At 56.1% G+C, this 13,297-nt stretch carries 10 protein-coding genes; all 10 read right to left on the reverse strand.

What is annotated here, in order from left to right; genetic code table 11:
• Positions 1–224 precede the first annotated feature (224 nt).
• Positions 225–4,289, reverse strand: a complete 4,065-nt coding sequence (locus ACZ495_RS04780; RefSeq protein ID WP_464262736.1) for an AAA family ATPase — start codon at positions 4,287–4,289, stop codon at positions 225–227.
• Complete coding sequence (locus tag ACZ495_RS04785; RefSeq protein ID WP_012624873.1) at positions 4,289–5,599, reverse strand: metallophosphoesterase family protein; 1,311 nt, start codon at positions 5,597–5,599, stop codon at positions 4,289–4,291. Before ACZ495_RS04785 ends, ACZ495_RS04780 begins: the two co-directional genes overlap by 1 nt.
• A gap of 472 nt (positions 5,600–6,071) precedes the next feature.
• A complete protein-coding gene (locus ACZ495_RS04790) occupies positions 6,072–7,115 on the reverse strand; it encodes an FAD:protein FMN transferase (RefSeq protein ID WP_464262737.1) in 1,044 nt (347 codons plus the stop codon).
• 11 nt (positions 7,116–7,126) lie between these two features.
• Positions 7,127–8,038: an RnfABCDGE type electron transport complex subunit B gene (gene rnfB, locus ACZ495_RS04795; RefSeq protein ID WP_012624871.1), complete on the reverse strand. Its 912-nt coding sequence runs from the start codon at positions 8,036–8,038 to the stop codon at positions 7,127–7,129.
• Positions 8,039–8,143: 105 nt separating this feature from the next.
• Positions 8,144–8,716 carry an electron transport complex protein RnfA gene (locus ACZ495_RS04800; RefSeq protein WP_012624870.1) on the reverse strand — a complete coding sequence of 191 codons (573 nt, stop codon included), beginning with the start codon at positions 8,714–8,716 and terminating at the stop codon, positions 8,144–8,146.
• 138 nt (positions 8,717–8,854) lie between these two features.
• A complete protein-coding gene (rsxE, locus tag ACZ495_RS04805) occupies positions 8,855–9,532 on the reverse strand; it encodes an electron transport complex subunit RsxE (protein ID WP_012624869.1) in 678 nt (225 codons plus the stop codon).
• Between the two features lie 26 nt (positions 9,533–9,558).
• Positions 9,559–10,137: an RnfABCDGE type electron transport complex subunit G gene (gene rnfG / locus ACZ495_RS04810; RefSeq protein ID WP_012624868.1), complete on the reverse strand. Its 579-nt coding sequence runs from the start codon at positions 10,135–10,137 to the stop codon at positions 9,559–9,561.
• Positions 10,134–11,096 (reverse strand): RnfABCDGE type electron transport complex subunit D, encoded by a 963-nt coding sequence (locus ACZ495_RS04815; RefSeq protein WP_394027511.1) that lies wholly within the window; start codon positions 11,094–11,096, stop codon positions 10,134–10,136. The genes rnfG and ACZ495_RS04815 overlap by 4 nt, the downstream gene beginning before the upstream one ends.
• On the reverse strand, positions 11,096–12,415 hold the full coding sequence (locus tag ACZ495_RS04820) for an electron transporter RnfC (RefSeq protein ID WP_464262738.1): 1,320 nt from the start codon (positions 12,413–12,415) through the stop codon (positions 11,096–11,098). Before ACZ495_RS04820 ends, ACZ495_RS04815 begins: the two co-directional genes overlap by 1 nt.
• Positions 12,416–12,422: 7 nt before the next feature.
• A complete protein-coding gene (locus tag ACZ495_RS04825; protein ID WP_464262739.1) occupies positions 12,423–13,166 on the reverse strand; it encodes a cytochrome c3 family protein in 744 nt (247 codons plus the stop codon).
• Between the last annotated feature and the right edge of the window lie 131 nt (positions 13,167–13,297).

Below are 13,297 nucleotides of genomic sequence, written 5' to 3' on the forward strand. Positions count from 1 at the left end.
AGAATTGAAATTCTTTTTCAAAAAACTTTACGGCGAACAATCAGGCAGGTCGGCTAAAAGCAAATAATGCATATCTACGTAAAGGAGGTATGGTTCTGCGCCGGTACGTTATAATGCAAGGAGGCACGTTCTGGCTGGATTCCGTTTCTGACGCAGCAAAACCAGAATGCCGTCGTCCACAAAGGACGACGGCATTCTGGTTTTGCGCAATGTAAAAGGTGAGGTCAGGCTGCTCTGATATCTCCGTGTTCCACATGAAAAAGCGCGGCAGCAGGGTCTGCCTTGCGCAGCAGGTCAACCATATGAGGCTGGCAGGTGAAGTAAAGTATCTGATGTCCCTTGCCGTTTCCTTCAGTAGTCAGGTCTACAAAAGCGCGGGCTGTGCGTTCGGCCCTCTGTGGGTCGAAGTTGACCAGCACATCATCCATAATGACAGGCAAGGGAGTGGCATGGGCCGCATGGTTTTTGATGTAGGCCAGCCGCAGGGCCAGATATGCCTGCTCGCGCGCACCTCTACTGAGATTTTCAGGAGCAAGTGCTTCGCCTTGAGCTGGCAGAATGCTTAAAGTTTTGTCCTCAAGAGAGGCATTGATGGCCTTCCATCTACGCCCAGTAATACGCGCAAATATTTCCGATGCAAGGCGAATGACCTCTGGCTGGCGTTCGCGCTCAAAGGTATTTTTAGCGGCCTCAAGAATACCGCGGGCAAGCGCCCTACGGCTCCATTCATACGCCATGCGTTGCATGCTTTCCTCAAGCGTGGCAGCCTGTTGCTGCAACCTTGCCAGCTCGTCATCATGCGACAGGGTTTCCACCCTGGCGCGTAAACTGCTGACTCGGTCGGCCAGTTCCTGTTCTTTTTCCTGAAGTTGGGCAAGTTCCGCCGTAATTTCGGCGCAACGGTTTTCCTGGGTTTCGCGATTTTCATTCTCAAATTGTTGCAGAAAATCTTCAAGCGGGCATTTGTCCGCCGCGAGGCGCAAAGCATCTTCAAGGTCCAGCCTGCGTTGGGCCAGTTTGCGCTGCTCTTCGTGTGCCGCCGCCTGACGTAAAAAGTCTTCGGCGTCCTGCGCCCCTGCCAGGGCCAGTAAGCCCCGCTCAGCATGTACAGCCGTGTCCAGAGCAACCTGAGCGGCACGAACCTCATCATCAAGAGCGGCAAGTTCCTGTTCCATGGCCAGACGGCGTGTGCGTGCTGTGACTGCATTTTCCGCTGCTTCAAGTAAAGAATCAAGACTGAGCAGCCAGTCTGGTCCACCATCGGCGTCAATCTGGGGCGAGCGGTTCAGACTGTCGAGCGTGAGGGACAAAGGTTCACGCAATGCGGCCAGTTCGGAATGGCTTTGTGCCAGTTCCATTTTGGCGCGCTCAAGGTCTGCTTCTGCGGCCAGGCAATTTTCCATATACTTGAACGCCTCGCGGACGGTTTCCGGATCAAGTTCCGCTCCAAGCCCCAAGCCTTCAAGGCAGTGTGACCACTGGCTGCGTGCGGCAGCGAGCCGTTCTTCGGCATTGCGTAGCCCTGTTATGGCTTCGGTCTGGCGAATGAGGACGCGCTGTCGGTCACTTTCCGCACTCTGCAACGCAGCTTCGGCCTTGATGCGCCGTTCCCGTGCGGCATCGGCCTCCCGGCATGATTCCAGTATCTGGCGCACAACTTCAGCAAGAATGTCAGAAAAAAGTGTTCCGCACGGTGTTGCATTGCTGGGCGTATCTGCTCTTGCAGGCAATTCCTGCGATGTTCCGGGCGTGTCCTCTCCGGCAGGCAGCCGTTCGGCAACAGCGGGGAAGCGCCGCATGTGCTCTTCGGCATGAGCGAGACCTTCCTCAAGCGTCCTGAGTTCAGTCTGTGCTGCAGCCACAGCACTGTACGCCAGACGGGCGGATTCAACTTTAGCGAAAAAAGCCGTGGCCCCCTCTGGCGCGGGAACATTGCCGACCTCAAGAGTAAGCATGAACTCATGCCAGCGGCGACGGGTTTGTTGCACCACGCTTTCCGCTTCCTGATACTGGGCCTGGCGCCTGCTTACCTCGGTGCGAGCAAGATCAATGGAGCGTTTGAGCGCATCCATGTCTTTGCGGGTGCGTTCTTCAAGGAAGCATTGCTCGCGCTCTCGTTCCAACAATACTTCCGTGGCTTCCAGGGTGACCATATCCATATTTTGCACCTGGGCTGTGCGACAGAGCTGACGAGCCTGCTCTTCCAGTTCTGTCACATGGCCAGCGCAGGTTTCACGTCGGCTGACCAGCTGAGCAAGTTCTTTTTTGCGCCGTCTGGCTTCCGGCCCATTGTGCGGCAAGCCGCCTGCAAGAAAACCCACGCCACAGAGCAGCATAAGATACCCCGACCAGAGGTTGACCGGCACGTCCAGGCCTTCGCCCAAGGCAATGCTTGTAAGTCCCATACGCCAGTAGGTCAGAAGCATGGCTGCTCCGGCTGAAAAAAAGAGCAGACCGAGTAGCAAGAGGGGCAGGTTTTTGATGCGCTTGACCGGCGGCTCATTGCCCAGTCTTGCTTCAAGCTCCTCAAGCCGTTGTTTTTCCGTACCCAGGACGGAAGAGAGGGCGCGCAATGAACGCAGGGCCGCTGTACGGGCATCAAGTGCTTCGCGTGTGGGGCCATTAATGCCCCGCTGTTCTTCCCGCAGTGCTTCCATACGCGCCTTGCCAGCGGCAAGGTGCTCTTCTGCCTGTTGCACCGCCTGGGCTGCTTCGTCAGCATTCCCCAGTTTTTCCTGGACACGGCCGGCGAGTTCCAGCGCCTCACCCTGTTGGGCCAACAGGGTGTCCAGGGTCGCTGCAACGGTTTCGTCGTCCAGGGTATGAGAAGTGTGCGCTCCGCCGGAAAGCCGCAACGGGCCGTACGCTCTGACAAACATGGTGCGTGCTTCTTGCAGGGCACGCTGGCGCGAGGGCAGCTGGCGGCGCATTTCCTCCTGCCGGGCCAGTGTCTGACGCAGGTCATCGCGTTGTTCATCGTCCAGGGCGGCCACAGGAGCCGGCAGAAGGGCAAGTTCATCTTGCGCAGCAGTCACTTCACGTTCGGCAATTTCCATTTCACGGTTGCACTGATTCAAACTGTCCACGGCAGCTTGCCGGGCCGATGCGGCAGCCGTCATTTCTCGCGCCTGTTTCTCCAGATCCTCACGAGCAAAAAGGGAGCGGTCGGTCTGGCGAATGCGGTTGCAGGTCCAGTCCGGACCAAGGCGCGCCAGTTCGCGCGTGAGGTCTTCTTCAGCGCGACGGCAGTGCTCTTTCTGAGCGGGCAACGCTGTCAGCGCATGACGAAATCCGCTTTTGCGTTCAGCCAAGCGGCGCAGGGAAGGCAGTGCCTCCAGAAGGGGTTGATCCAGTCGGATGGCGTTGCGGCGTTCATGCAAAAGATTAAGTTTTTCTGCAAGCGCGGCCAGATGCCGTTCACAGCTTTCGCGCGCTTCCTGTGCACGCGCCAGGCGTGCCTGCCCGTCTTCGGGAAATGAAGTGTTGATAGGTCCCAGCCGCTCAAGGGCTGCGCAGACCATACGCCACTCATTCCACTGCAACCATACGCCCAGGCGACGCTCAAGCAGGCGACGTTCTTCTTCCAGCCGTGACCTGTGGCTGCGCATGGAGGCCAGTTCTTCTTTCTTTTCGCCAAGGTCACCGGCAAGGGCATCAAAACCCGCCTGTTGCTGGCGCAGCTCGGCCATGCGTTGGCGCAGTTCGTTGAGCTGCTTGAGCGCCTGGTTGAGAGGGGGTTTGCTGCCGCCGGATTTGAAAATTTCGTCCGTCTGTTTTTTCAGGATAGCCAGCGCTTCACCCGGAGAGCGAAGCCCGGGGCCGAAACTGGCGCCATAAAGGGCGTGGCGCACGCTTTCGCCGGTGAGATTAGCCATATTTTCCAGTTCCGTAAGGCTGAACCCGAAAACATTGCGGTATACGTCACGGCTAACGCCGGAAAGCAGACGACGCAGCACGTCTTCATCCAAAGGTTTGCCTTGGCCGTCTGTGAGGGAAACGTGTCCCCCGGAACCGCCCGGGCGGCGCGTGAGACGAAGGATGCCTTCTTCGTGCGCATTGAGGGTAAGGCTGCCGCCCGCATTGCCGCCACGTAAAGGACCGGGGATCAGCTTGCCTTCTCTGCTGTTGGGCGCGGGATAGCCCGCCAGCGTGGTGCGTAGAAATTCGAGGCAGGTGGATTTTCCGGCCTCGTTTTCTCCCAGAAAAATGGAAAGTCCGGGAGCCAGACCTTCAACCGTCAGGTCGGAGAAAATGCCGAATCCGTCCATGTGGAAGGACTGGATATACATCAGCGGACCTCCAGAAGGTCTATGCAAAGTCGTTGAGCTTCTTCCAGCAGGGCCTGCATCTGGCTATCATCCGGCTGAGCCAGTATTTTCCGCAGCTGGGTATGACAGAACAGCGGCGACAGGGCTGGTCCGCCCACCGCCTGCAGGGCTTCATGGCTTTCGCTCATGCGAAGGGCCAGGCGCAGGGTTTCGCCAAGCAGATCTTCACGCTGCAGGTATTGGGTGCTGTCCACAGGGGGACTTGTGTTCACATGCAGGTCTTTGATCCAGACGCCCGGTGTGCCGGAAGCGAGATGTCCCATGCGCTCCAGGATGTCTTCCTGGTTGCCTGTTTCGCGCAGCGCGGCATCCAGGTTGGTGCGGCCCTGCAGCCGAATTCGTGCAAGCAGGGCTTCGCAGCCTGGCTCGGTCGCTTCCGCCGCCTGGTCAAGGCATTGAACAAGGCGGCTTTCCACATGGTCAAGATGCTCCACGCCATCAAGGTCAAGGTCCAGACCAGCCCATTGAACCGGCCCAAGGCGCACAAAATCTGCATGGCAGACATACGAAACGGCCTCTTGTTCTTCAGCGCCGGGCAACACGTCGGATGGGTGAGCCGTGACCAGCAGGCAGCCGCGTGGACCGGTTTCATTGATATGCAGGCCCTGGCTATTACCGCAGTAGGCAATAAACGGTTCATGACTCAGGGTGCGCCTTTCATGCACATGTCCAAGCGCCCAGGCATCCAGGCCGGTATTTTTAAGGTCGTCAAGCGAGCAGGGCGCGTAGCGGTCGGCTTTGTTTTCACCCTCGACTGTGCAGTGTAGTACACCAATCTGAAAGCAGTTGTGCGTGGCATCGCGCCGGAAAAGGCGGGCAAGGTTGCGGCCTTCGCGGGCTCTGGAGTGGCTTATGCCGTGCACTACGGCCAGAGGCACTCCATTTTTTTCTACGATGTGCCGCTCAACTTCCGGACCGAAAATCGTCACGTTATCGGGCCAGCGGATGGACTCGAGCATGGAGTTTAGGGGATCATGATTGCCGTGGGCAATAAAGACGCGAACCCCGGCTGCATTGAGGCGCAGGCAGCCGTCGCGCAGACGTAATTGCGCTTTAACACTATGATCTTCTTCGTTATAGATATCGCCAGCCAAAACAAGGAAGTCGGGTTTTTCTGTTTCACACAAGCGAAAAAGGCGCTCCAGGGCCTTGAAAGTGGCATCGTGCAGTAGTTGCGCCAGATGCCCCCCTTGGGCTGCTTCCCGCGAAAGGCCACGAAAGGGCGTATCCAGGTGCAGATCGGCCGCGTGAATATAACGTACAATGTCCATATTTGCCTCAGTGCTATGATAATGTATCGGCTCCAAACTCTAGACTTTTTCACAAGGTATGACAAGCACAGGAAATAGAACAATTTTGTTTTAAAACTATTCTAACGGTTACGTGGCAGACAGCTGCCACGGAGAAGTAGATCAGCTTCAACCGTACCCCAGGTGTTCACGATGAAGACAGCACCGTAAATCATGAGCGCCGTTGAACGTTATACTGGCGCTGTACAAAAATTGATTATGTACTCTACTATCATACATTTATATCAATATGGAGTTCAACAATTGAAGAGGTGAGTTCTTCATATTTGTTGAATGATATTTACAAAAGCACATTACAGACATAAAACGACAAGGTACTGAGCAGTCGAAAGCTCTGTACCTTGTCGAGAGAAAAATTTTCAGGGTAAATTTGAGTGCCAAAATGCATCTATCTGCATGCGACAGATGCATGAAGAACAAATATCCGCAGTGCTTATGCGCTACGCCCCCGCCAATTGCGGGAACACTGTGTCAGTCCGTCATGGCGCAACAGACAGCAGGCGCAGCCCGACAGGCTGTCGGCCAAATGAAGAGCTTCTCTCGGGGGCATGATAGCCATGGCTGTGGCAAGCGCATCGGCCGTGAGGCAGTCGGGAGCGGTAACCGTCACGCTGGCCAAACCAGCGCTGGCTCCCGTTACAGGATTAACCAGATGGTTACGGCTGGCATCGGCATTGTAAAAAATCTCATATATGCCCGAAGTGGCTACGGCCCCGCTGTATGCTTCCACCACTTGTGGATAGGCATTTTTGCCGTAGGGATCTGCAATAGCTATGCGCCAGGGTTGTCCCTTGAGCTTGCTTCCGCTGACCGCAATATCTCCGCCGGCGTTGACGCAATGATTGGGGTATCCCGCAGAGCTGAGACTGCGCGACATGAGGTCTGCAATATGTCCCTTAGCAATACCGTCCAGAGTGATGCCCATGCCCTGCCGCTCAAGGCGCAAGGCATATCCGTCTGCATGCACCCGCTCCATTCCCACCATTTCAAGGGCATCGCGCACCTCCGCTTGATCAAGCTGAAGGTGTTTTTGCGCTTTATGGTCACGGTGGCTTTCAAGAAGATGCAAAAGGGGGAGAACGGTCGGGTCAAAAGCGCCGCCTGTGAGAGCATGCATCTGCTGTGAACGCTGCATCAGGTGCACAAGTGCGGGAGGGGCATCGTTCAAGGCGGTACTTGCATTAAGCTGCCCCAAAGGGGCACCGGTATTGAACCGGGTCAGCGTGCCGGCCATGTCGCGGCCAAGGGCCAAGGCGGTGCTCACAGCCTCCCCAGCCTGTTCCGCAGTAGTTCCTGCCACGGTAACTGTGACCATGGTTCCCATAAACAGGGCAGTTCTGGTGTAGGTTTCTTCACTGCCGGACGTCCGCGCCAACGCGGCGGAGGGCGCAAGACTCAGCAGCGGGGCGGCCCCAAGCATGCCCGCGCTCACAAGCGCGAAGCGAAGAAAATGACGGCGGCTCAAAAAGCTGGACATATTGCCTCCATTCAGGCCCCAGGCTGCGCCTGGGAGACGTTCTGATCAGGTACAGGAGCCGAAAGGGGTGTGTGCGCCGGCTCACTGCAGCCTGACTCGTCACACCCCACAGCCTGAATCGGCCTGGTATATCTAAAGATGTGCCTGGGGCAGGAGGATACGCACGCTTCCTGGCAGGCCGGGCCATAGGAAAGACAAAGCAGGTGGTCTATTTCTATGCGGTCATCGACCATGCTTACCGCCTTGGCCGGGCAGGCTTTCACGCATTTTAGGCACTTGATGCAGCCTACTTTGCATACATCAGAAACTGCCCGCAGTTTTTCACGAGTATTGCAGTAAACAGCAACTCTGGCCCGTAGAGGCGTCATTTCCAGAACCCCGCGCGGGCACACGTTTACACAAGTACCACAACCAGTACATTTATCCTGGTCAACTTCCACAAGTCCGTTGACAATACGCATGGCATTGAACGGGCAGGCCTGCACACAGTCGCCGTACCCTATACAGGAAAAGGCACAACAGTCAGTGCCGCCCCGCATGAGCGAAGCCGCGGCGCACGAGGGCAGCCCCTGATATTCATAGCGCGCGCCAACTTGGCCAGCCTGCTTGTCACAGCGGCGCAGGGCGTACAACGGTTCGGCTTCGGCCACGGTTTTGCCGGTGAGTTCGCCCACGGCGATGCTTACTTCCGGCCCCCCCGCACAGCATTTGTTTGCCGCAATGTTCGGATCGTTGAGCACTGCAACGGCGTATCCTTCACACCCGGCAAAACCGCATCCACCGCAGTTTGCTCCCGGCAGGGCTTCCATTATGGCTTCAACCCGCGGGTCTTCCTTGACATAAAAAACCCGCGAGGCCACGGCCAGGATGATGGATGCCACAAGGCCCAGGGCAAAAAGGGTCAAAATCGATACAAAGACCATAGTTTCGTCCCCGTCTAACGTAACTGCTGTACAGCAGAATTGACCGATCAGCCGTAGTCACGCGCCAAAGTCTTGTTGAGTGCTGTGGCGCGTGCTGGCCGCCCTTTATCCCATTCCTTTAAAGCCCATGAAAGCCAGTGACATAAGGCCAGCCATAACAAGAGCCAGCGGCGTACCGGCCATGGCCTTGGGCAGACGACAGGTGTCCAGCCTTTCGCGGATGGCTGCCATCAGCAGCAGCGCCAGAGTGAATCCCAGGCCGTAGGCCAGCGCCCATACCAGAGATTCCATCAAACCATAGCCTTCACGCTGTACCAGAATGGCAACCCCCATAACCGCGCAGTTGGTGGTAATGAGCGGCAAAAAAATACCCAGGGCGGCGTAAAGCGGCGGCACAATTTTTTTGAGAAACATTTCAACAAACTGCACCAATGCCGCGATGACAACGATAAAAACGATGGTTTGCAGATACCCCAACCCGTAGGGGTCGAGCACATATTTCTGCATGAGCCAAGTGCAAAGCGTGGCGGCAATGGTTACAAAAACTACCGCGCCACCCATGCCGAGGGCTACACCTTTTTCTTTAGAGCATCCCACATACGGGCAGTTGCCGAGATACTGGGCCAACACAATATTGTTTACGAAGATGGCCGAGATAAAGATGGCGAAAATATCCATGCGCTATCCTTGTGCCTTTAGAGCGGTTTCGCTTTGAGATCACACCTGCCAGCGACAGCCTTTCAGGTCCTGCTTGTTGCCGTGGCGTTGCAGTCGGGCATTTTGCCGTAACTGCTCCTGGCTGTATAAAACACCCAGTTACCGGGCTTCTTCACGCCGTTCCAGCGAGCAGCACCCGCAGGAACCGCAACCGCCCTGCGGGGCGGGCACGGCCTTGCCTCTGCCGGCTTTCCAGTAGTTGTACATGTTCATGGCCGCCAGTATGAGGCCGAGACAAATAAAGGCCCCCGGCGCTTGAATCATGATGCGCATGGGCTCAAAGCCTTCCCACATGACGCTCTGTCCAAACCATGTTCCGTTGCCAAAAATTTCGCGCAACGAGCCAAGAAAGGTCAGCGACAGGGTGAAGCCTAGCCCCATGCCCAGCCCATCAGCAATGGAAGCTGCCACGCCATTTTTGGCTGCAAAGGCTTCGGCCCGGCCGAGAATTATGCAGTTGACCACGATAAGCGGCACAAAGATGCCCAGTCTCTGGTACAGAGGGTAGGCATATGCCTGCATGAGCAGTTCCACCGCGACCACCAGTGAAGCCGCAATGACAATAAAACAGGCGATACGTACTGTTTTGGGGATAATGCTGCGTACCATTGAAATGAGCATGTTGGAAAGTACAAGCACAAAAATGACGGCCACTCCCATGCCAAGACCATTGTCGGCAGAGTTGGTTACGGCCAAGGTGGGGCAAAGCCCCAGCACCAGACGGAATGGCGGCAGTTCTTTCCAAAGCCCTTTGGTAAATTCTTGTAGTATGCTCATGGAAACTCCAGGCGTATGCCAGTGGGTTACTTGGCCCAGGCTTTGAAAATTTCAGGTTTCAGGCCCATATACGTTTGAGCGGCTTTATTCACAGCCTCCACAGATCCGGCAGAGGAGATGGTAGCGCCTGAAACAGCATCGATTTTTCCGCCCTGATTCTTGAGGTTCACCGGGGTGGCGGCACTCATGAACTGGGTAGTAAAGCCCGGATCAGCCACGCGCATGCCCAGCCCGGGAGTTTCCTTCATGGTGGTCATGCCAACACCAGCCAGAGTGTCGTCCGCGGTATTGAAGCCGACCATGACACCAATGGGGCCGCCATACCCTTTACCAAAATTTTCCAGAGCAACCCCCACAAGCTTGCCTGCCTTCATAACCGGAAAGACTGTGACCTTTTCACCGTTGGAAAGGGTAAAGCCGCGCCTGTCGGCAATGGGCGAATTTTCTGCCTGGGCAAAAACCCTCTTGAGCGCAGGCCCTTGCACGTAAGTCAGTTCCTGTTCTTCAATGGCTGTAGCGGTGATCATTTTAAGATACGAAAGGGCAAAACCGGAAAGCCCGCAAAGAACCGACAACACTACCACCATGCGTACTATGGCCATCATGGGCGGCTACCTCCGAAAGGTCTGGGGCGTAGCATATCGAGATAAGGGGTCAACATATTTGCCAGAAGAATGGCGAACGGAACTCCGTCAATCCAGACGCCATACTTGCGGATGACCATGACCAGCAGCCCCCCGGTAAGGCCGTAAAGAAACATGGGCAGCGGGCGCAGGGGCGTTGTCCCCATTTCGGTGGCCATAAAAAAACCGCCAAGCATGACCGATCCGGTGCACAGATGGAAAAAGGCAGAAGCATTGTGGACCGGGTCTGACATATGAAAAAATGCAGCCAGAGCAGCAACACCAACGAAAAAGCCCAGGCTGATCTGCCAACGCACCGTGCCTGTGGCACAGAGGAAAGAGCCGCCCACAAAAAGGCCAAGCACCTGGCCCGCCCCCAGACCGCTGATCTGTTTTCCCATAAGCAGGTCCAGCAAGGGGATGGAGTCGGCGCTGGCAGCGCCGAAGAACTTCAGGCGCACCAGGGGATCAATAAAGTCCGTACCAAGCTGCATGGCGTTAGGGTCCATAAAAATGGGAAAGGACACTGCCAGAACGGCCCAGCCCACGAGCGGCGTGCTTACCGGGTTGGCCCCAAGACCGCCAAAAGCCATTTTGCCCAACGTGATGCAGATAATCGCCCCAAGGATGACAAGCCACCAGGGGGCATCTGCCGGTAATAGAAAAGCAAAAATGAGTCCCGCATATACGGCGGTAAAGTCGTCTACCTCTATCTGCCGGCCCATGGCTTTTTCGCACAGGGCTTCCACAACTACACAGGCAGCAACGCTGAGAGACATGACCCGAAGGGCGGGCAGGCCCCAGTTCCAGATAGCCATGGCTGCTGCCGGCAAACAGCAAAGAATGGTGAAAAGGCTGTACTTGCGAATGGTGCGCCCGCAGTGCCAGAAAGACGGAACGCTCATGGCAAGCAGAACAGAGCCTGATGAAGCAGATGACATCAGTTGCCTCCCTGCTGCTCACGGGCAGCCCTGTTATTGTTTTCGGCTTCGGCTGAAGCCTCGGCATTGTCGGCGACGATCATGCCCAGTGCGTCATCCGCATCCAGTGCTTTTCCCCTGGCTGCGGCGGCTTCCGCCAATTTGAATTTGGACAGACGGATATATTGCAGGACCGGCCTGCGGGCAATGCAGACATAGCCGCACAGGCCGCATTCAAGACAGGAGCCGATGTGTTCATCCAGATTGCGCTCGTGCAGGGCAAACTCGGCATTGCGGCTCAAAATGCTCGGGCTGAGCCGGGCAGGGCAGATCAGCACACAGGCTCCACAATTCACGCAGGGGCTGTGTCCTTTCATGGGAGGAATAGTGCCTGCCTCGACAACAAAAACTCCTGTTGAACCGCGGGTAACACTACGATCAAGCTTTTCCAGGCTTTCACCCCGCAAGGGGCCGCCCCGGACAAGCGTGTCGCCATTGCGCAGAGTGATGTGCGAGAATTCAAGCAGTTGGCCGATCAGGCTGCCGTCTTTTACGATATAGTTCCCCGAATATTCGCAGTTGCCAATAGTGACGACACTCTCCACAAGGGGCAGACAGGTTCGGGCTATCCGCCCCAGGCTCCAGATATTGTGCAGGCCTACTATGCCGACGCCCTTGGGATTTTCCTGCCCGGTCACAGCCTTGATGACAAGGGCGTTAACGCTGGCCGGATACTGCGAAGGTACGTGCACCACCTCAATGTCGTTGTGATGCAGGCGCATTTCCTTGGGCACCGCCAGCAAGATTCGTTTGGCGGGTGAGAGACGGCGTAGCATTTCAAGGCCATCACGCAGGGTTTCCTGATGTGCCAGCAGCATGGGTTCAGCCCAGGTCACGCCCGGATCCGGATTAAGGCCGTTGATAATAAGCGTGTTGCAGGGCTGCCCCAGCGATCTGGTGTTCAGCCCCATACTTTTGAGCAATGGCCGCAACTCTTCACCACGCTGAGGAGCGGCGAGCAGGTCGGTTTTCTGTACGGCTTCTGCGGCCTGGCGCAATTCATCATCCGGTTCAATGGCGTCAATAAAAATACTGCTTTGGCTTACTTCACTGATCTTGCCATAAACTGGCGAAAACAGATCGCCTTTCAAGGGCGAAGAATGTTCGGCCAGAAGCTTGTAAGGGTAGACAAGCGCTTTTTTTGTAACGCCATCAACCAGCTTGCAGTTTTCGCGGTTGAGTCGCACCCTGTCCGGTTGTGGTCCCGGGCTGAAGCGTTGCGTCACCCCGTAAAGCAGGTGAAACCGGGGGTCATTGATTACCTGAAAAAGTTCTTTCATCCCCGCCTCACTTGCCAGTATGACACTGGCCGCATTGTTGCTTGTCGAAAGGACCTTTGCCAAGCTTCTCATGGCAGCCCATGCATTGATTATGAAAGGCATCCATGGCGCCGGGGATGAGCTTTTCAGCAGTGACCCCGTGACATACGGCACAGTTGGTTTGCAGAGGGTTTAACTTGACCAGACCGGTTTTAGGCAACATGTCACGTACTGCCTTCATGCTGTGGCAGTTGGCACAGCCTTTGGGCTTTTCGGCGAACATGTCTTCATGGCAGGTGACGCATCTGGCGTGTACCGCATCGGCCAGATTGGGGGGAGTGCCTTTCTCGGCGGGCTTGTCGTTCGGAACGCCGGATGAGTGGCAGTCTGCACAGTTTTGCGGCTCTGGCTCTATGTCGGTATTTTTATGATGGCATTCCCGGCAGTCGAGGCCCAGTTCTTCATAGTGCCGCTCATGTCCCCATTTTTTGGCACCTGCCTCATAGTGATGACAGGTGGCACATGCAGCATTGTCGTTGAACTGGGCCACATGCTTTTTGCGGAAAGCTTCATTGAAGTTTACGCCATGACAGGATTTACATGCCTGCACTTCAAGGCGTTTTTCCGGGCTTTCGTGATGGCATGTCTCACAGCGCACATTATATGCGTAGGCATGGTCAGCATGCTGAAAAACCACAGCACCGCCGGTATTCTGCAGCAGAATACGCTTTGGCACGGCCTCTTTGTCTGTCGGCAGCAAATATCCCAGCACGGCTATTCCGGCCAGAACGCCCGTCAAAACGGCAACTGCAAAATAACGTTTTTGCAACGCAGCCCCCCAGATATGGCGATCATTAACAACGCAACCGGGCTGGACTCTGCCAGCCCGGCAGTTTGAGACAC

It is taken from the genome of Desulfovibrio sp. GTC20076, assembly GCF_055385905.1.